Genomic DNA, 19,166 nt, shown 5'->3' with positions numbered 1-19,166 from the left:
ACTGTAACAAAGATATGCCTATCAAACTAATCACTAGACTTAGGAATAAGTTTCGAATTCAAGGTAATAACCATACTATTAATCTATCGCCTTCAGCCAAAATTCGTCAATGTTCGATTTTAATTAAAGGCCAAAACAACACATTAATAATTGAAGACAATGTTAATATTCGAGATTGCCATATAGAAATAGATGGCGATAATTGCCTAATTAAAATAGACAAAAACACAACAATAGGGCATAACAGCTATTTATCTTCTAGAGAAAGTGGAACTAAGCTATCAATCGGTGAAGGTTGCATGCTATCGAGAAATGTCAAAATAATGACCAGTGATGGCCATGATATTTTAAAAAATAATAACCGTATAAACCCATCTAAAGATATAAACATTGGAAATCATGTTTGGTTAGCAGATAGTGTCACCATATTAAAAGGAACATGCGTTGGAGACTTCTCAATAGTAGGTATAAATTCAACTTTAACCAAGTCAATTCCCCACAATAGCATTGCAGTAGGCAACCCTGCCAAAGTCATAGCTGACGGAGTAAGCTGGAGACGAAAATTAACATTCTAGTATATATTATACTCATTCATCAATAAGCTTTAAGCTACCAACCAATAAAAAAAATAAATATACCGTATGTGTATGATGGAATGGGACATCAGACAGACCAGATATTAAAATTAACCCACTAAATATTATAATTAACCTACGGCTATCTCTATTATTAGTACCAACATTCCCACTAATGACCCATACAACCAATAAAACCAGACCAACAAAACCATACCTTGCTAGAGTATCAAGATATTGATTATGAATATGTAACTGATTGTATGCCTTCTTATTTGGAATTAGTGCTATTACTGATTTCAAATGGCTATCACCCACCCCCAGCACAGGTGAACTTAGCCAAACACTTGTTCCACACCACCATAGATCAATTCTCGCACCAATCGAAGTTTGGTGATCACCTTCTAGAATTTTATCTATCTCGGTAGCTGTTTTGTTAATTCTAGACTCTATTTCAGTATTAAAGGTAAAGAACAGAGCAATAACCAATGGTATAATAAATAATAGTAATTTCTGTTTGGAAATCTTTTCAAGAAATAACACAAGGACATAAAGCAGACATATTGAATATGCGAGCCAAACACCACGAGTTTCGGTTAAAACTAATGCTCCTAGTGAAAGAAAAGACCCCAAAAGGATCAGAAACTTGTTAAATTTATTGTGATAAACACTAACCAAGTATAACGAAGACAATGACAAAAAGGCACAATACAAAGCGTAAGGGATTGGGTTTGTTGCAATGCCAACTCTATTTATACCTAGAAAAAAATGCTCATATATTGCATTAAAGCCACACAAATAAGACGCTACGATAATAGTGTTGAATATCCATTTTTTTGAAAACTTATCCCATGGAACGACAGCTAAATATAATACACATGTTATAAGAGTTCTAGGGAATCCAAAATTATCACCTCGCCACAGATGCATTATTGAAAAGTATATAAATAAAATTAAAGAAGATAAGGCAATAAAAGATATATTTTTTTTATTAATGTTATGTCTAAAGGAGTCTTTATATCTAAAAAAACAGTAGATAATTACTAAAACAGATACTCTCGATACTAAATATTTGGAATCTGAAAAGTTAAATATAGAATAGAATACTATAAAAATAGGTGACAATATGAATATTTTATCAAATAATAAAAATATTTTTTTCATTGGTATTTTTTATTAAATTGGGTCATTTTAATTTTTCTATATAAGCTATATAATTCACGACTTAGCTTTCTATGCCATTTCGCTTTTTTTTCTTCACCCAATTGAATTGTGGTGTCATGCACATATGGGTGCGCAACGATAGATGGGTAGAATACATATGAGGGCATATTATGAAGATACAAAGAGCCAACATAGTTGTCGACTGGCATACACCAAGATTTCGATTTAGAGAGTAATTTACGCGCTGAGTTTGGGGCAATGGCATAGCCGATTAAACCTCCGAAATTGTTAGTCATAAAAGAAATACTATAATCATGACCACTCTCTTTTTCGATCAGCACACCTTTCTCTGACTTATCCTGCAGGCGCAAAAAGCCATATTCAACAACCTTCTTTTCTATTAAATGCCGCATATCCTTAAACCGAGGACTAACCTCAACATCGTCCTCTAGAATAACAAAGGGCTCATCAAGTTCTACGCAAGATTTCCATAATAAGTAATGACTAGCATAGCAGCCCAATTCACCTTTTGAAGGCATACGACCACTCGTTAACCATAGGCGTTTGGCGTAATCATAGTTATCGAATAAAGGATGAGGAGGCTCAGCCCTACCATCAACAGCATCAAAAAACTCGAACTGTATATCCAAGTTATCCAACTGTTTTTTTATGTATCGTCTTCTCTCTGGACTTCGCTTTAGACTAATAACAAAGACTTTCACTACCAGCACCCTCCAAAAACAGAAGCCGTATTAGACCATAGATTGATCATAAAAAGAAATAAGTTAACAGGTTTTCACTCACCACTGACGCATTCTTTACATATTAAGACTACCAAGCTAGGTTCCTAAACAATGCTCTCATGTGTTATCATTGTAATCAAAGTTCCACTTCAACTATTTACATGAAATCCCTCATCATTGCCCCATCTTGGGTAGGCGATATGGTTATGTCGCAAAGCTTGTATACTATTTTGAAAGCAAATTACCCAGAAAGCGAGATTGATGTTCTTGCCCCTGCTTGGTGCAAACCAATTTTGCAGCGCATGCCAGAGGTCAACCAAGCAATTGAAATGCCTATTGGTCACGGTGAGTTAAATATTTTAGGTAGACATGCACTTGGACGGTTATTGAGCAAAAACAACTACACTCATGCTTATGTTTTACCCAACTCAGCCAAGTCTGCCTTAATTCCTTGGTTTGCTAAGATCCCCAACCGTATAGGTTGGAAAGGCGAATTTCGCTATGGCCTTTTAACCGATCTTCGCCCAGACAAACGTGTTTTTCAGTACATGGTAGAAAGGTATGTTGCATTGGCCTACAGTAAAGCAGAGATGCAAACTCAAGTATCTTTACACAATAGCCCCAAACCGAAACTACTTGTCGACAGTCACAGCCAACATTCTGCTTTACTGAGATTAGGTTTAGATAAGTCTCGCCCAATTATAGGACTCTGCCCTGGAGCCGAATTTGGACCAGCGAAGCGCTGGCCAGACAAACACTATGCTACCTTGGCAAAATATCTTATTGGTCAAGGTCAGCAAATTTGGCTATTTGGTTCTGAAAAGGACAAGCTAGTCACACAAGAAATCAGATCAGCTCTCACAGTGGAAGAACAGCAATACTGTTTTGATTTAGCAGGTGAAACATCACTAATTGAAGCCGTTGATTTACTGGCAGCTTGTCATACTGTGGTGTCTAATGATTCTGGACTAATGCACGTGTCTGCAGCTGTAGGCTGTAACATTGTAGCTATTTATGGTTCCAGCTCACCGAAATACACGCCACCTCTGACAACAGAATTAGAAATGGTACATACTGATATCGAGTGTAGGCCATGTTTCAAGCGTGAGTGCCCACTGGGTCATCAGGACTGTCTAAATAAGCTCGCACCTGAGCAAGTTATTTCTAGACTAAAACGATTTTTGAGTAACACTATATGAAACATCTCTGGTTTGAACGAGGCGCATATGCTTCCAAGAAAGCTCGCCACTATATCGAAACCGAATTCTTTCCCGAAAAAATCACCAAAATAGCGGTTATCCGACATGCTGCACTCGGCGATCAGGTTATTGTTCGCCCTTTTTTAATAGAGGCGCGTAAGTTTTTCCCCAACGCCGAAATAACCCTGGTAGGAGTATCTAACTATACCTATGGTATGCCAAACGACTTAGTAGACAAAACACTGGTTATGCCGGGGAGAGACAAAAGATCACAAACCTCATTTAGAGATAAGATTGACAACATTAGACAGTTAGGCGAGCAAGATATTATTTTTGATTTAGCCAGTACTAATCGGTCACATTGGATGGTAGCTCTTAGTAAAGCAAAAATAAAAATGGGCTTCCCATACAAGCCCTATTTGTGCGGTACGTTATTTAACATGGCCGTATTTCGCTCCGACTTTCAGCCAGAGGTGGAGTGCATGCTAGATATGCTCAAATTACTTGGCCATTCACCACAGCATCCCCTGGATTTTGGTTACCCAGACCACCGAAGCATTAAAGATACTCAAACCCCATTTGTTCTGTATTTTAACGGTGCATCTCAGCTGAGAAAAATTTTGTCCAAAGAACAGATGTATGCCGTACTTGAGCAAGCTATTCAAGAAAACCCAAACCATACCCATGTGTATCTGGAAGGGAAAAACGACTTTGAAAAAGGAGATTTTTTCAAAGAGCTCCTCGAATATCCCAACTTTAAAATTCAAGCCTGCTTACCACTTGAAGAGCTTATTGAATTAACAGCAAAAGCAACATTAATGGTGGCACCGGACACAGGAGTACGAAATGTTGCGATCTCAACTCACACTCCTACGGTTGGCATATTTTATGCGACCGTGCCATTCAGGTACACTCCTTTATATGAGCGCCATACAATCGTTATGAACGCTAATGGAGATATACCTTCAACCGAGCAGATTACATCGGCGATTAAACAATCACTGCAAAGCTAGTACATACTTTCTCGGTTGATATATTGGGAATTATAAAAATGAGCAACTTATCAACCTTAATTGCAAATCGCCTGATTCGTTTGACTGGCAATGTTTTTAAAATATTGTCATACCCGTTTCATTATCTAATGCCAAATAAGCGCTTTACTATCCCTGAACACTCTGCGGCAAAGGTAAGACTCTCGGGAACTAGAAAAATTCCTCGTCAGATCTGGCAAACCAATTTCACTAATCAGGTCTCGCTTCCTGTTTACCTAAATTATCTTTTCAATCGCTTGCTCAGTTTGAACTGTAATTATAACTATGTGAGTACCGAAGCTCGTGGAGAGTATTTAAAAAAGCATGCATCTGAAGAAGTGTACGATGCCTACTCTAGACTCACGAATGGAGCAGCCCAAGCAGATTTATGGCGCTTGTTTGTTCTAAACCATAAGGGGGGTGTTTACATGGATATTGATGCAACTCTTGTTTGGCCTTTGGATAAACTTCTTGGTAATCAACATGAATCTTTGTATATAAAAATTGGTAAAAATACTCGATTTACTAACTATTTTCTTGCTTCTTCTCCCAATAACCTAGACCTAGAACGAGCAATAGATCAAGTTGTTTATAATGTGAATCACTATGAGCCTTCTATGGGGGTTTATCATTGCACAGGTCCAACTGTCTTGCATAATCTTCTAATTGACAAAAAAGACATTAACTCAAAAGACAGGAAGTATGTCTGCATCCAAGGCACTTTTACTAATGAGTATTTTCAGTATATCGATAAACCACGTGGTAAATGGACCCACATAAATCTCAACCAACTTGTTAAAAAGAAATGATGATTCGAATTCTATACACTGTTTTACTTAGTTTAGCTGCCCCTTTTTTGTTGTATGGATTATTTCGAACAAAGCCAGGAAAGCCAACTGTCGGAAAGAGGTGGAAAGAACACTTTGGATTCTCTGACAAATTAAGTCATGGTAATGAGCCTGTATGGATTCACGCCTCGTCAGTTGGTGAAACAATCGCTGTTACGCAGTTTATACGCGAATTTAAGAAGCAAAACCCCAAACAAACTATACTCCTTACTACTACAACCCCAACCGGTGCTAAGCAAGCAGAAAGCCTATCCGAGTTGGTTGAACACAGATACGCTCCAGTTGACCTTCCCTTTGCAATAAAACGCTTTTTAAAGAGTTTTAATCCTAAAAAGCTTTTAATTGTCGAGACCGAGCTGTGGCCGAACTTAATCCACTATACCCACCAAGCAGGAATACCAATTACTGTACTTAATGCAAGGCTCTCCGAAAAGTCCTACCTTGGTTACAAGAGAATTCTCCCTCTCTTTAGCTCAATGGCTCAAAAGCTATCTCGAGTTTTATGTCAGTTTGAAGATGACGCCGAGCGATTTATCAAACTGGGAGTTCCAACTGCCAACGTACTGATTACCGGATCAATAAAGTTTGATATCACCATCACCAATGAGAGTATCTTAGCTAGCAATAAACTTCGAGATACTTTAGGCGGGTCTAGGCCGATTTGGATAGCAGCAAGCACTCATGCTGGTGAAGACGAGTTACTACTATCAGCCCACTCCTCAATATTAGAATCCCGCCCAGACACACTCCTAATCTTGGTACCGAGACATCCCGAAAGGTTTGTCGATGTAACCAAACTTTGTGCTGAACAATTCACCACCATCGCACGCAGCAGCGGAGAAAAAGTTTCCTTGAGCACCCAGGTATACGTGGGTGACTCTATGGGTGAAATGATGCTGCTCTTAGGTACGGCTGATATTTGTTTTATGGGGGGAAGCCTCTTAGGAAAGAAAGTGGGAGGCCACAATCTACTTGAACCCGCAGCGCTTGGGCTTCCAACCCTGACAGGCCCAAGTTATTATAATTTTAAAGATGTGACCAACTCCCTTATCGAAATTGGTGGATGCAAAGTAGTCAACAACTCTGCAGAAATAGCAGCTGCAATTAATGAAGCACTAAATGATCAGATGTACTTAAAAGAAGCTGGTGAAGCTAGCAAGAAGTTTGTCGAGTTAAACAGTGGTGCAGTTGCGAGAACACTAACGTACACAAGTTAGTAGGGGGGATTCCCTAAGCACCAGTCAATCGTTTATAACGTTTTACAACACTGTTTTTGAACTTCTGCACCTTAGTATCTTTTATGACATCTGCTATGTCATGTTTTTGAGTTTTAAACATCTCTACAGCTTGTTCAAAGTTTTGCCCCTGAAGTAGCACTTTAGCAAAGAAAGAGGAGATCAATGCATCCCACTGAGGCTTATTACCCCAATAGTGTCGTATCCAATGTTTTGCTTCACAAATCGAGGTTGATTGAAGTGCAAGTGACAAGGAAAACTGCTCAACGAGCCTACGCTCCATTCCATCTTTACACATGGCATCACATGCCACCAAAGCTGATGATAATACCTTCGATGGATCCCTTAGCTTAGACACTGCAACAACACCAGCATTCCACATGGCACTATCAAGCGTCATATCAAATTCGCCATAGCTCTTACCTATACCGTGGCTTTGCATCTTTTTTCCGGTTCTCCCTAACGGGGCATGAAAGTCAAATTCTCGGATATGCATTAGGTTATTGCCACTATCCAGCTCTTCCATCATCTTATCAAGCGACTTATCGGCAATGGTATCAGTATCCAGATACACACAATGACATTCAGGTTTACTCTCGGCAATGGATAATATTGCCTTGATTTTAATCCGCCAAAAGAAATCAACATCACCACGCCAGTGCTGTAGTTTATTACTGTCAACCCCAACCACATTGAACCTATCACCTAGCCACTGATAAAATTCAGCTCTATCAGTAACAATGGTAAAATTATAATCTCTATCAGTAGGCATATGTGCCGCTATACTCGTCATCGAGTATACTAGCTGACTGTGATACTGTGTTTTTTCTCCAAATGCGAGAAAAATAAACTCTACGGGCGTTTTTTTCATAAGTTATTCGTCTAAAAATGGGGGACAAAAAAGGCGCTAGTAATATATTGTTGTCGAAATGATACTCTAACCTAACCTCTTTGGGTAACATTAAGTCGCATGCTTGTACCCTTCCAATAACACTTTTAACTCTGCATCATGCCAATAGATTTGATGGCGAACCACTTCCTTTTCAAACGATCGCTTAAGTCTATCAAGATTACTCTGCTTCCATGCATCTCCCGATTGCTGATAGCATTTATCAAAGTCAATTATCCATACTTTGTCATTATCACCTATCAGGATATTGTGAATATTAAGATCTGTATGATTGACCTGAGCATGGTGCATTTTACCGATTTCTTGACCAATTTTACGATATATTTCTTCGGGTAATGGTCCATCAATCAAAATAGATACCAAGTCTCGCGCATTAAGGATTTTTTCACTGAGAAGATCCGCTTTATAGGTAAGGCCATTACGAATTGCCCTTGCAGCAAGGGGCCTTGGCACATTTACACCCGCTTTAATTAAAGTATTGAGTAAATCATACTCCTGATAACTTCGGGTTTTTTCCCAATCTGAAAACCAGTAGGTATCGGCAATTAGTTTTCCAAAAAGACCACCACGACGATAATGCCTTAGGGCAGCTTGAATGGTTTGAGTTTGAACAAACCAAGTGGTGCCGCGCCCCTGCGCACTCCCAATCAAACTATCTTGCTGCCGCCAGAACTCAGCATCAAAAGCTTGCTTAGGGTCGTCCTTGAGCAAAATGTCGTCATACCAAATAGTCTGATTGTCAAACTGCAGCGTTTTCATGCTCGGCTTTCTCTTAAATAAATGCTGAGTGGTATTTTACATTTATTGAATGGCTCTGCATAATCTTCAACACTGCTAGTGATAAGAAAACCCTATGAGCCTTTTTTCATCTCCCCCTGAATCTCTCTGCATTCTGCGTTTATCTGCCATTGGTGATGTGTGTAATACCCTTGCCGCGGTACAGGCGATTCAGAGACACTGGCCCAGCACTCACATTGTCTGGATTACAGGTCAACTTGAAGCCAAGTTACTTGAAGGAATAAAAGATATAGAAGTTATCGTATTTGATAAAAAACAAGGCTGGCGGGAGTATCAGAAACTATGGCAGGCATTAAAAGGGCGCAGGTTTGATGCTCTCTTGCACATGCAATATGCCTTTAGAGCCAGTCTTGCCACATTGGGAATTAAAGCCACGTATAAACTCGGCTTTGACAAGCTAAGAAGTCAAGATTTGCAAACCTGGTTTACTAACGTCAAAGTGCCTTCTCCAGATTCAATGCATGTACTCGATGGCTTGCTGGCATTTGGTCATACACTGGGAATTCGTGATATGACACCCTCTTGGTCACTCGATTATTCTGACCAAGATAAAAAGTGGGCAAGAGCCCAGCTTTCAACTGAAAAAAGAAACCTAGTTCTGGTTCCTGCAGCAAGCAAGGCATATAAGAATTGGACACTGCAAGGCTACTTAGCTTTAATCGAGCATGTTAATCTACAAGGCTGGCAAATCATCTTGGCAGGAAGCCCAGCCCAAATAGAAGTGGATTTAGCCGCTGAAATTGAGAGTAAAACAAAATCTAAGCTCAATAATCAAGTGGGCCAAAGCTCACTCAAGCAAATGCTTGCTCTGATTGCCTGCGCTGATTTAGTTATTGCACCTGACACTGGGCCTGCGCATATGGCCAATGCTGTAAATACCCCAGTGATAGGCCTCTATGCTCACCATAACCCAGAGCGAACAGGTCCTTATCAATATCGTCAGTATGTAGTTTCAGCTTATGAAGAAGCCATCTTGGCTGAGACAGGAAAATCAGCAACCCAGCTAAGCTGGCGATCTCGCGTGAAAGACAAAACTGCGATGCAGCGCATCAAGCCACGACAGGTCATTGCCATGTTTGATAATGTCACTAACGAGCTTAACCTGACTAAAAAATCGCTCCAAAGTATAAACCAATAAGGTGCCCGTATGAGTAAACCAAGTATTGCGGTCGCCTTGATCGTAAAAAATGAAGCCCAGCATCTAAAAGCCTGTCTTGAAACCGTACATAGCTGGGTTGACGAAATTGTGGTGCTAGACTCTGGTAGCACAGATAATACCGAAGCTATCGCCCGCAGCTTCACCGATAAATTTTTTGTTAATGCCGATTGGCCTGGTTTTGGGCCGCAGCGCCAATTGGCACAATCTCATGTAGAATCTGATTACGTCCTGTGGCTTGATGCCGATGAGCGAGTCACGCCAGAACTTAAAAACAGCATCATATCGGCAGTAAGTGCTAACCAACCAGACACCATATACCAAACCGCACGGCTCAGTTGGGTGTTCGGCCGTTACATCCGCCACTGTGGCTGGTATCCAGACAAAGTTTTGCGTTTATACCCAACCAAACTCACACGCTACAATGATGCGCTGGTGCATGAAAAAGTCGAAGTATCAAAATCGATGAAGGTGGAAACACTCAAAGGCGACCTGATTCACTTCACGTACAATGATATGAACCATTACCTAGTCAAATCGGCAGGTTATGCCAAAGCATGGGCCGAGCAGAGAGAGAAAAAAGGTAAAAAGAGCAGCATCTCACAAGGTATATTGCATGCTCTTGGCTGCTTTTTGAAAATGTATGTCCTAAAAGCAGGATTTCTTGACGGTAAACAAGGTTTGCTGCTTTCTTTGCTATCAGCACACTCGACCTTTGTTAAATATGCCGATCTCTGGATTAGAAGCGAAACAGACAAGATGCCAAACACGTTTTAAGTGCACCTTACTTAGCAAGCCAAAGGCAAAAATGAGTGCCTTTGGCCCTTTATTTAACCTTACTGTTTAACCATGGCTGTAGGTGTTTAACAACCGAGCTGATATCAATTCTAGCCATATCTTCCTGACTGGCTTTATCATCTGCTTGCGGGGGACAAAAAGCAATGTGATTATTGTCAGAGTTAATCGGCTGCCAACGCAAAGGCGTCGCCGAGCGCTTGCTAGGGAAAAACCCCACCGTTGGCACATCAATAGCTGCGGCAATATGCAGTGGCCCTGTAGAACCAGCGATAAACAAGTCAGCACACGCAATGGCAAGAGAAAAATCGATTAAGCCTTGATTCTTGTCATACACCACACAGCTTCTGCCTTGCTGCTGCACTAGGCTATTCAGCTCTGCCGCTTTTTGCTCTTCGCCAGGCCCTGCGGTTAACACTACCTCAAACTCTCCAGACAAGCTGCAAATCAACTGAGTGTATTGCGTGAGTGAAAGGTTGTTTGCAGAGCCGCCACTACCTGCATGAACAAAAAACCAAGGTTTATGTATAGCAATACCAAGTTGCTGCGCGAGTTTTTGCTTCTGACTATCAATATCTTGAGATGAAAAAGACAAATAAGGCGCCTTAGGTTCGACTATGTCTTTACCAAGATCGATGAGAAAAGCCCTCACTAAATCAAGATTGTATTCATATTCAGGTTTGGCCGATTGCGAGCGTTTCTGTTTTATACGCTTGTTATAAAAAATTTGTGCTAGCTTGGTAGCGGGCGCCAGACGATACGGAATCTTTGCTTTCCAGACTAATTTGGCATTGTAGGTTGTAGAAAATAGATTGATCGAAGCATCAAAGTGTTCCGACTTTAGTATTTCGACCAAAGCTGACTGGGATTGGTTGGAGCCTTTGCTTGTAGGATCAACCAGAACCTCATCAATCCAAGGACAAAGTTTGGCAAGAGCCACTGTATAGTTGGGAACTAGCGCCGTGATCTGACAATGAGGCAGAGAGTTTTTGAGCATAGCAAAACTTGGCCAAGCCAGCATAAAGTCGCCAATTTTATCATTTCGGACAACCAGTATTTTTTTCATTACATTTCCAGCGCTCGATCTTTTGTCTCAATGATAACGGCTAAGTTGGGTAAATGTGAGCCTTTTTGTTACCATTAAGCAAGATAAATAAATCCATCGAGTACTTAACAGTGAGTAAAAAGCGTCTCTCCAGAGTAATATACCCAGGAACCTTTGATCCTATTACCAACGGCCACTTAGATTTAATCGAAAGAGCGGCGGATATGTTTGACCAAGTCACCATAGCCGTCGCCGCTAGCCCAAGTAAAAACACCATGTTTACACTTGAAGAGCGCGTTGCTTTTACTCAGCAAGTTACCAAGCATTTAGATAATGTCAGCTCGAAAGGCTTTGCCGGTTTGATGGTCGACTTTGCTAAGCAAGAAAATGCCAACGTGCTGATCCGCGGCTTGCGCACCACTGTCGACTTTGAGTATGAATTTGGTTTAACCAATATGTATCGCAGATTAATGCCTGGACTTGAAAGCGTCTTTCTAACACCAGCAGAAGAGCATGCGTTTATCTCCTCTACTATAGTGCGAGAAGTCGCGATTCATGGTGGCGATGTGACTAACTTTGTCCCTGAGATAGTCGCAAAAGCCCTCAAAAGTAAGGCACACGTATAAATTCAGCGGCCAACGCCGCTGAGATCAGTGCTGGCAGGTGTCACAGAAAAATGTATTACGTTGACCAATTTTCTGCTCTTGGATGGCCTCAGTGCAGCTCGGACATGGCTCGCCCGCACGGCCATATACTCTAAGCTCTTGAGCAAAGTACCCAGGCTTACCATCAGCTTGAGCAAAATCCTTAAGCGTGGTCCCACCTTGTTTAATCGCGGTATCAAGAACCTGCTTAATTTCTTTGACTACCCTTAGCCATTCATTGTCGGTTAATGAGCCAGCAGGTCGAGTTGGATGAATTTGAGCGCTAAACAAGGATTCATTTGCGTATATGTTACCCACACCGACCACTATCTTATTGTCCATGATGAACTGTTTTACGGCCACTCGCTTATTGACAGCTTTAGCCGCAATGTAAGAAGCATCAAACTCATTGGTTAATGGCTCTGGCCCCATGCGATCCAGTACTTGGTGTTCTCCATTTTCTGTCCACAGCCAAGCACCAAAGCGTCTTGGGTCGTTATAGCGCAGCACTTTGCCGTTGGTGAGCTTCAAGTCTACGTGATCGTGCTTACTTGGTGCTATTTCTGCGTCTAATACACGCAGCGATCCAGACATGCCCAAATGGACAATGGCACTTCCCGCATCGGTTTCAATCAGCAAATATTTAGCTCGACGAGAAATATTACGTATTACTTGGCCTTCGATATTTTTTAGTGCCTTTGGAATATCCCAACGCAATTTGGGTGTACGAAAGGTCAGTTTGGCAACTGTTTGTCCAATGAGATGTGGTGTGATGCCGAGACGACTCACTTCAACTTCAGGTAACTCAGGCATTATGCTCTTTTATTCCAGATTGGATAAGGTTGGTTAAGGTAACAAATATTCAGGTTCAACTGAAATCGCGATCCATTGGTCTTGCCAATTTTTTAACAACCAAAATTTTGGGGCTTGATAGAAAGTGATCCTTTGTGGCTCTTCCTGATCTTGATACCAAACTTCTATAGTACTGGGTGAGCTGAGTTGAGGTTTAAGGCTATCAAACGTCTGACCGTCGACCCTAGTGCCAACTAGACTTACCCAGCGCTTGGCTAACTCAGATGCTGATACATTCCCTTGCCTAGTCATGTTCCACTGGCCATCTTGGAACTCTAACGACCAGTTAGAGAAATGCAAAGCACGAAGCTTGGATGATGGATTGAGTAAATAGGGGTAATCACTACTCACCACTGTCGAGTCATCTTCTATAAGATAAGTCTTAATAACCGTTGGCAGGTTAAGGATCATAATAAAGGCAATAATGCCTAGAATCATGATGTTATTCCAGCGTCGACGCCTGGATGTAGAAACACGCATAAATAGAGCTTTCCATTTAAGTGACTGTAACAAAAGGTAGCAGAAAACAGAATGGAGGGAAATGAAGATCAAACACGCTGCGCAGGCCAGAGTATATTAATAGCTTTAGAAAAACAAAAAACCCAGCTGAAATGCTGGGTTTCTAGTATGTACTTCCGTTAAAGAAGCCGAGAAGAGAAATCAATTACTTAATTTTCGCTTCTTTGTACATAACGTGCTGGCGAACAACTGGATCAAACTTTTTGATCTCAAATTTGCCTGGCATATTACGCTTGTTCTTATCAGTAGTGTAGAAGTGACCAGTACCTGCAGAAGATACTAGACGGATTTTCTCACGTACGCCTTTCTTTGCCATTGCCTATTTCCTCTTAAACGTTTTCGCCGTTTGCGCGAATGTCAGCAAGAACAGCATCAATGCCCTTCTTGTCGATGATACGCATACCTTTAGCAGATAGACGTAGTTTAACAAAACGTTTTTCGCTCTCTACCCAGAAACGATGAGTTTGTAGGTTCGGCAGAAAACGACGCTTAGTAGCATTACGTGCGTGTGAACGGTTGTTACCCGTTACTGGACGCTTACCAGTTACTTGGCATACTCGTGACATGAATGTCTTCTCCAAAATCGTTTCAGCTCGATATCAACCTTGGTGGCCGAACCTCTCTATTTCTCGTAGAAGAATTTAGAGGTCTTATACCGCTATGGAAACCCATACAAGGCTATCAAAGGTCGCGCATTATACTAACTTGACTAGCATTGCTCAAGACCCGAACAGATCCTTTTTCAAGGTTTTCGTGATCTTTTTTAGGCAGAGCTGATAATAGTTCAAAAAATGTCGGGGGATTGTAGCAGAATTCACGCAACTCACAACCAGTAATGTGATTTAAATCCATCCACGCTCTGCAAAGGAAACCACCTCTCCGTCGCCAACCACAAAATGATCAAGCACACGAATATCAACTAAAGCCAGTGCATCTCCAATACGACGGGTAATTCGACGGTCGGCCTGACTAGGCTCTGCAACCCCAGAAGGATGATTATGCGCCAGTATCAATGCGGCAGCATTGTGATCAAGCGCACGTTTAACCACTTCTCTTGGATACACTGAGGCGCTATCTATAGTCCCTTCAAATAAAACCTCTCCTTTAATCACCCTGTGTTGATTATCCAAAAACAAGATATAAAAAGCTTCACGAGTTTTATCACGCAGCCTACTTACTAAATACAACTTGGTCTGCTCTGGGCTGGTTAATGCTTCTCCGCGAACCAAAGCCTCATAAAGATAACGTTGTGTCATTTCTAATGCTGCCTGTAATTGAACGTATTTTGCCTCTCCCAAGCCTTTGTATTGGCATAGTTCTGCTCTATCAGCCGAGAACAAACCGCGTAGCGAACCCATCTCTTTAAGTAGCTTGTCGGCTAATTGCAAGACGTTCATATCTTTAGTGCCTGTACGCAAAAAGATTGCCAGAAGCTCTGCATCAGTTAGAGACTGTGCTCCTCGCGCAATCAACTTTTCCCTTGGCATGGATTCGGGAGGCAGAAACATAACGAAACCTTAAATTTGAACAACGCCGCACTAGCATAACCACAGCTATGCACTGAATCACACAAATCAACGCTGTCTTAGAGCAAGTGAAAGATTTTGAGTAAATAACAGGTATATAAATAATCAGCCAAAGCATGGTGGGATGTAAAACTTACGACACCATTTCTAGAGTCTCAAACTGCTGCATGGTAATCTTGCCACAGAATTTTTTAAGGATGACACAATGCAAACACTCGCAGGCAAAAAGATCCTACTTGGTATCGGTGGTGGTATAGCTGCATATAAATGTGCAGATTTGACTCGACGCTTAATCGAAAGGGGCGCAGAAGTACAAGTTGTAATGACCAGAGCCGCAAAAGAATTTATTACCCCCTTAACCATGCAAGCCGTGTCAGGAAAACCTGTCTCCGATAGCCTTCTTGATCCTGCCGCAGAGGCGTCAATGGGCCATATTGAATTGGCAAAATGGGCTGACTTGATACTGCTCGCACCAGCCACGGCCGATCTCATCGCTCGCATTGCATCAGGTATGGGAAATGACCTTCTTACCACACTAGTGTTAGCAAGCGATGCACCCATTGCTGTCTCCCCTGCCATGAATCAACAAATGTATCGCAATCAAGCAACCCAAGAAAATATCGCCACACTGCAAAAACGAGGCATGCATATTTGGGGACCCGCCTCTGGTGAGCAGGCTTGCGGCGACATTGGCCCTGGCCGAATGCTAGAGCCGATGCAGTTAGTCGAAGAGTGTGAGCAATTTTGGGCAGACAAGCCACTGAAAGGATTGTCTGTACTGATTACCGCAGGACCAACTCGAGAATCGATTGACCCTGTGCGTTATATTTCTAATCACAGCTCAGGCAAAATGGGGTTTGCACTGGCACAAGCTGCCGTGCAATTAGGCGCCTCAACAAACTTAGTTGCAGGCCCAGTTTCACTAGACACACCTGTAGGCGTAAACAGAGTTGATGTAGCAAGCGCCCTAGAAATGCACAATACCGTTATGCAATATGCCCCTTCTCATGATATTTTTATCAGTTGCGCTGCTGTAGCTGACTATCGCCCTGAATCGATTGCCGAGCAAAAAATTAAGAAAAAAGATAGCAACGAGCATATGACCATTTCTATGGTCAAAAATCCGGATATTGTAGCTTCTGTTGCCAACATGACCGACGCTCGACCATACACGGTAGGTTTCGCTGCAGAAACGCAGGATGTCGCTCACTACGCACGCAGTAAGCTCACTAATAAAAATTTAGATATGATTTGTGCCAATGATGTCTCAATAGAGGGGCAAGGCTTTAACAGCAACAACAATGCAGTTACTCTATACTGGAAAGAGGGTGAGCAGTCACTTACCCTTGCATCAAAGCAAAAAATTGCGCAGCAAATACTCATGTGCATTGCAGAAAGAATAAGTAGCTAAATCACGGGACTGCAACCTAGTCGTATACGCTTACTCAGAAAAATAAGCAGACCCTAACCTTATATTCAGAACGTTGTCTATTCCGCTCACCCTAGTTTGCTAGTCTGGGCGAATGCCTGTGTTTATTGGCATTAACAGTGGAGATACAAAAGGAACTCATTCATGGCCGGAACAAAAAAAAGCAACCGCCGGGAAGAAATACTACAAGCACTGGCACAGATGCTGGAATCTCACGATGGAGCTTCCCGAATCACAACCGCTAAGCTTGCAAAACACGTTGGTGTGTCTGAGGCAGCCTTATATCGCCACTTTCCAAGCAAAGCACGCATGTTCGAGGGCCTAATCGAGTTTATTGAAGAGTCTCTGATGTCACGCATCAATCGTATTCTCGATGAGGAAAAAGACACATTAACGCGCATTCGCCTGGTACTTCAGTTAGTGTTAGCCTTTGCCGAACGCAATCCTGGCTTAACGCGAATTTTATCCGGTCATGCTCTGATGTTTGAAAATGAGCGCCTGCGTGAACGCATTAATCAGCTATTTGAACGTATCGAAACTTCAATTCGCCAAATTCTGCGTGAGCGTCAATTAAGAGAGGGGAAAGCGTTTCCTGTCGATGAACTAACCCTAGCGGCGCAATTGCTAGGCCAAGTAGAAGGTAGCTTAAATCGCTTTGTCCGCAGTGATTTTAAATATCAGCCAACAGCCAATTTCGAACAATATTGGGCTTTACTGAGTGCACAAATTAAGTAGTTTGTAACATGAACAAAAAAAATACCCTTGATAAACCAGAGTTTTCTGCAGGCTTACTTCATCCCAAATACTGGGGGGTATGGCTAGGATTTGGTTTTCTCGCCCTTATTGTGAACATACTTCCCTACGCTGTACTTCTCAAGATTGGACGAGGGGTTGGCTCTCTGGGCATCAAAATAGGTAAGTCACGAGCAAAGATTGCTAAGCGTAATCTTGAACTTGCCTTCCCTAACATGTCTGCGAAAGAGATTGACGATATGGTAGAGGAAAACTTCAAAAATACCGGTATGGCTCTGATTGAAACTGGTATCACTTGGTTTTGGCCAACATGGCGCTTTAAACGTATTCTGATTGCCAAAGATATTGATGAATTGCAAAAGCACCAAGACGCAGGAAAAGGTGTTCTTCTTTGCTGCGTGCACGCGCTCAACCTTGAAATCACCGCCCGAGCCTTTGCTGTATTGGGCCTTCCTGGATACGGTGCTTACCGGCCACACACTAATCCTGCCTATGAATTCATCCAGTACAGAGGCCGTACTCGCAACGGTAATCAGTTGATTTATCGCCGTGATTTAAAACAAATGGTACGCGTACTACGCCAAGGCCATAGGCTTTTCTACCTACCAGACCAAGACTATGGGCACAACAAATCCGTATTTGTACCATTTTTTGCGGTTAAAGAAGCCTGTACGACAACGGGAACGCGGATTCTTGCCTCAACCAGTAAGAGCGCCATTGTGCCAGGTTCAGGCTTTCGCAACCCGCAAGGCAAATACGAAATCATTGCCGACAAGTCGATTGAGCAAGACTTCCCGCACAAAGATGAAGATGCCGCCGCAGCCTATATGAATAAATTTGTCGAAGAAATTATCATGCGCGCGCCCGAGCAATGGATGTGGTTACATAAACGCTTTAAATCTTTACCCGATCACTCACTCACCAATTCAAGATATCAATAAGTTTCAATGAGCAACCCAGATAAAAATAGCATCGAAAAACATCTGCATAACCCAAAGTTTGAATGGGCTTTTTTGCACCCTAAACATTGGGGAACATGGTTAGGTATAGCCTTTGCGGCTCTTGTCGCCTTTATTCCATTTCGTTGGCGTGACACTTTGGCTCGTAAGTTGTCAGTGTTTATTGTAAGAAAAAATGGCCGAGTTGTGCGCCGCGCCCGCGTGAACTTAGCTTACTGCTTTCCTGAAAAATCCGAATCAGAGCGTCAGCAGATATTAGAAGAGACCTTTGTAAAAGCCGCTCAGTATCTTTTAGGCTATTCGGAGTTTTTGGTTCGCTCAACCAAGCACAACCAAAATCGCGGCGTAATGATAGGCGAAGAAAACATCCTTCCTCTGCTAGATGCTGGCGAAAAGGTGATAATTCTCGCTCCCCACGCCTGGGCGGTTGACTACCCTGCTGTTATGCTCGCGGCTAAAGGCTATAAAGTCACTACCATTATGAAGCCTCAACGCAACCCAATCGGTGATTGGTTAATGCAAGTCCAGCGTATGCAATATGGTGGGCGCATTTTTGCAAGAGATGCCGGCGTGAAGCCATTTGTACGCTCGATTAAAGATGGCTACCTTGGTTACTGGTTACCAGATGAAGATTTTGGCGCTGAAAACTCCGTTTTCGTTCCCTTCTTTGGTACGGAAAAAGCCACACTCAAAGGCTTTGGCAAAATGGCGCGCTTATCCAGAGCAAAAGTCGTGCCTGTTTTACCCGCTTATAACGATAAGACAGGTAAATATGAAGTACATATTCTACCAGCGTTAGAAAACTTCCCCACAGGCGATGAAGAGGCAGACGCGCGCGCGATGAATCAAGCCATTGAAGATCTGTTAAGACCTCACCCTGAACAATACATGTGGAACCTCTCTTTGCTCAAAACTCAGCGAGATGGCCGAGCGATTTATGACAACTAAAGCAAGAGATGTACACTGAAAAGCAAAAAGGTTGACT

General features: G+C 42.1%; 22 protein-coding genes. 12 read left to right on the top strand and 10 right to left on the bottom strand.

The window, feature by feature from the left end:
* The first annotated feature begins 14 nt into the window (after positions 1 to 14).
* Entirely contained in the window at positions 15 to 575 is a 561-nt protein-coding gene (locus FIV01_RS00795) for an acyltransferase (RefSeq protein WP_152431619.1), read from the top strand.
* A 12-nt stretch (positions 576 to 587) separates the two neighbouring features.
* On the opposite strand, the gene FIV01_RS00790 is transcribed toward FIV01_RS00795, so the two are convergent.
* Together FIV01_RS00790 and FIV01_RS00785 are read right to left on the bottom strand one after the other, a co-directional pair.
* Positions 588 to 1,739, bottom strand: a complete 1,152-nt coding sequence (locus FIV01_RS00790) for an O-antigen ligase family protein (RefSeq protein WP_152429314.1) — start codon at positions 1,737 to 1,739, stop codon at positions 588 to 590.
* Positions 1,736 to 2,461 carry a glycosyltransferase family 25 protein gene (locus FIV01_RS00785; RefSeq protein WP_152429313.1) on the bottom strand — a complete coding sequence of 242 codons (726 nt, stop codon included), beginning with the start codon at positions 2,459 to 2,461 and terminating at the stop codon, positions 1,736 to 1,738. The genes FIV01_RS00790 and FIV01_RS00785 overlap by 4 nt, the downstream gene beginning before the upstream one ends.
* Positions 2,462 to 2,643: 182 nt before the next feature.
* Between FIV01_RS00785 and waaF the strand changes: the two genes are divergently transcribed.
* The 4 genes from waaF to waaA are packed head-to-tail and all read left to right on the top strand — an operon-like array spanning position 2,644 to position 6,777.
* The gene (waaF, locus tag FIV01_RS00780) at positions 2,644 to 3,681 is read left to right on the top strand and encodes a lipopolysaccharide heptosyltransferase II (RefSeq protein WP_152429312.1); all 1,038 of its coding nucleotides are present in this window, start codon (positions 2,644 to 2,646) and stop codon (positions 3,679 to 3,681) included.
* Positions 3,678 to 4,694, top strand: a complete 1,017-nt coding sequence (locus tag FIV01_RS00775) for a glycosyltransferase family 9 protein (protein ID WP_152429311.1) — start codon at positions 3,678 to 3,680, stop codon at positions 4,692 to 4,694. Before waaF ends, FIV01_RS00775 begins: the two co-directional genes overlap by 4 nt.
* 38 nt (positions 4,695 to 4,732) lie before the next feature.
* On the top strand, positions 4,733 to 5,521 hold the full coding sequence (locus tag FIV01_RS00770; protein WP_152429310.1) for a glycosyltransferase family 32 protein: 789 nt from the start codon (positions 4,733 to 4,735) through the stop codon (positions 5,519 to 5,521).
* Complete coding sequence (waaA, locus tag FIV01_RS00765; RefSeq protein WP_152429309.1) at positions 5,518 to 6,777, top strand: lipid IV(A) 3-deoxy-D-manno-octulosonic acid transferase; 1,260 nt, start codon at positions 5,518 to 5,520, stop codon at positions 6,775 to 6,777. The genes FIV01_RS00770 and waaA overlap by 4 nt, the downstream gene beginning before the upstream one ends.
* 13 nt (positions 6,778 to 6,790) lie before the next feature.
* Here the strand turns inward: waaA and FIV01_RS00760 are convergent, their stop codons facing one another.
* Positions 6,791 to 7,666 carry a hypothetical protein gene (locus tag FIV01_RS00760; RefSeq protein ID WP_152429308.1) on the bottom strand — a complete coding sequence of 292 codons (876 nt, stop codon included), beginning with the start codon at positions 7,664 to 7,666 and terminating at the stop codon, positions 6,791 to 6,793.
* Positions 7,667 to 7,756: 90 nt separating this feature from the next.
* Positions 7,757 to 8,464, bottom strand: a complete 708-nt coding sequence (locus tag FIV01_RS00755; RefSeq protein WP_152429307.1) for a 3-deoxy-D-manno-octulosonic acid kinase — start codon at positions 8,462 to 8,464, stop codon at positions 7,757 to 7,759.
* Between the two features lie 94 nt (positions 8,465 to 8,558).
* On the opposite strand from FIV01_RS00755, the gene FIV01_RS00750 reads away from it, so the two are divergent.
* Together FIV01_RS00750 and FIV01_RS00745 are read left to right on the top strand one after the other, a co-directional pair.
* Entirely contained in the window at positions 8,559 to 9,641 is a 1,083-nt protein-coding gene (locus FIV01_RS00750; RefSeq protein WP_152429306.1) for a glycosyltransferase family 9 protein, read from the top strand.
* Between the two features lie 9 nt (positions 9,642 to 9,650).
* The gene (locus tag FIV01_RS00745; RefSeq protein WP_152429305.1) at positions 9,651 to 10,436 is read left to right on the top strand and encodes a glycosyltransferase family 2 protein; all 786 of its coding nucleotides are present in this window, start codon (positions 9,651 to 9,653) and stop codon (positions 10,434 to 10,436) included.
* 49 nt (positions 10,437 to 10,485) lie between these two features.
* Here FIV01_RS00745 and FIV01_RS00740 read toward each other — a convergent pair whose 3' ends face one another.
* The gene (locus tag FIV01_RS00740; RefSeq protein WP_152429304.1) at positions 10,486 to 11,520 is read right to left on the bottom strand and encodes a glycosyltransferase family 9 protein; all 1,035 of its coding nucleotides are present in this window, start codon (positions 11,518 to 11,520) and stop codon (positions 10,486 to 10,488) included.
* 110 nt (positions 11,521 to 11,630) lie between these two features.
* Here FIV01_RS00740 and coaD point away from each other — a divergent pair, with 110 nt between their 5' ends.
* On the top strand, positions 11,631 to 12,125 hold the full coding sequence (coaD, locus tag FIV01_RS00735; protein ID WP_152429303.1) for a pantetheine-phosphate adenylyltransferase: 495 nt from the start codon (positions 11,631 to 11,633) through the stop codon (positions 12,123 to 12,125).
* A 24-nt stretch (positions 12,126 to 12,149) separates the two neighbouring features.
* Here the strand turns inward: coaD and mutM are convergent, their stop codons facing one another.
* From mutM to radC, 5 genes are all read right to left on the bottom strand, one after another.
* Positions 12,150 to 12,956, bottom strand: a complete 807-nt coding sequence (gene mutM, locus FIV01_RS00730) for a bifunctional DNA-formamidopyrimidine glycosylase/DNA-(apurinic or apyrimidinic site) lyase (RefSeq protein ID WP_152429302.1) — start codon at positions 12,954 to 12,956, stop codon at positions 12,150 to 12,152.
* Positions 12,957 to 12,989: 33 nt separating this feature from the next.
* On the bottom strand, positions 12,990 to 13,475 hold the full coding sequence (locus tag FIV01_RS00725; RefSeq protein WP_152429301.1) for a hypothetical protein: 486 nt from the start codon (positions 13,473 to 13,475) through the stop codon (positions 12,990 to 12,992).
* A 184-nt stretch (positions 13,476 to 13,659) separates the two neighbouring features.
* Positions 13,660 to 13,830, bottom strand: coding sequence for a 50S ribosomal protein L33 (gene rpmG / locus FIV01_RS00720; protein WP_004410866.1), 171 nt, complete (start codon positions 13,828 to 13,830; stop codon positions 13,660 to 13,662).
* A 13-nt stretch (positions 13,831 to 13,843) separates the two neighbouring features.
* Entirely contained in the window at positions 13,844 to 14,080 is a 237-nt protein-coding gene (gene rpmB / locus FIV01_RS00715; RefSeq protein ID WP_006881432.1) for a 50S ribosomal protein L28, read from the bottom strand.
* A gap of 276 nt (positions 14,081 to 14,356) precedes the next feature.
* The gene (radC, locus tag FIV01_RS00710) at positions 14,357 to 15,022 is read right to left on the bottom strand and encodes a RadC family protein (RefSeq protein ID WP_152429300.1); all 666 of its coding nucleotides are present in this window, start codon (positions 15,020 to 15,022) and stop codon (positions 14,357 to 14,359) included.
* A gap of 223 nt (positions 15,023 to 15,245) precedes the next feature.
* On the opposite strand from radC, the gene coaBC reads away from it, so the two are divergent.
* The 4 genes from coaBC to lpxM all read left to right on the top strand — a co-directional run bounded on the left by coaBC (position 15,246) and on the right by lpxM (position 19,129).
* The gene (gene coaBC / locus FIV01_RS00705) at positions 15,246 to 16,451 is read left to right on the top strand and encodes a bifunctional phosphopantothenoylcysteine decarboxylase/phosphopantothenate--cysteine ligase CoaBC (RefSeq protein ID WP_152429299.1); all 1,206 of its coding nucleotides are present in this window, start codon (positions 15,246 to 15,248) and stop codon (positions 16,449 to 16,451) included.
* Between the two features lie 162 nt (positions 16,452 to 16,613).
* Positions 16,614 to 17,204: a nucleoid occlusion factor SlmA gene (slmA, locus tag FIV01_RS00700; RefSeq protein WP_114785895.1), complete on the top strand. Its 591-nt coding sequence runs from the start codon at positions 16,614 to 16,616 to the stop codon at positions 17,202 to 17,204.
* Positions 17,205 to 17,212: 8 nt separating this feature from the next.
* Complete coding sequence (locus FIV01_RS00695; protein WP_152429298.1) at positions 17,213 to 18,163, top strand: Kdo(2)-lipid IV(A) acyltransferase; 951 nt, start codon at positions 17,213 to 17,215, stop codon at positions 18,161 to 18,163.
* Positions 18,164 to 18,169: 6 nt separating this feature from the next.
* Entirely contained in the window at positions 18,170 to 19,129 is a 960-nt protein-coding gene (lpxM, locus tag FIV01_RS00690) for a lauroyl-Kdo(2)-lipid IV(A) myristoyltransferase (protein WP_152429297.1), read from the top strand.
* The last annotated feature ends 37 nt before the right edge of the window (positions 19,130 to 19,166 follow it).

It is taken from the genome of Vibrio aquimaris, assembly GCF_009363415.1.
Taxonomy (GTDB): domain Bacteria; phylum Pseudomonadota; class Gammaproteobacteria; order Enterobacterales; family Vibrionaceae; genus Vibrio; species Vibrio aquimaris.
Note: the sequence above shows the minus strand (reverse complement) of the source record. Positions and strands in the feature narration are given on the sequence as shown.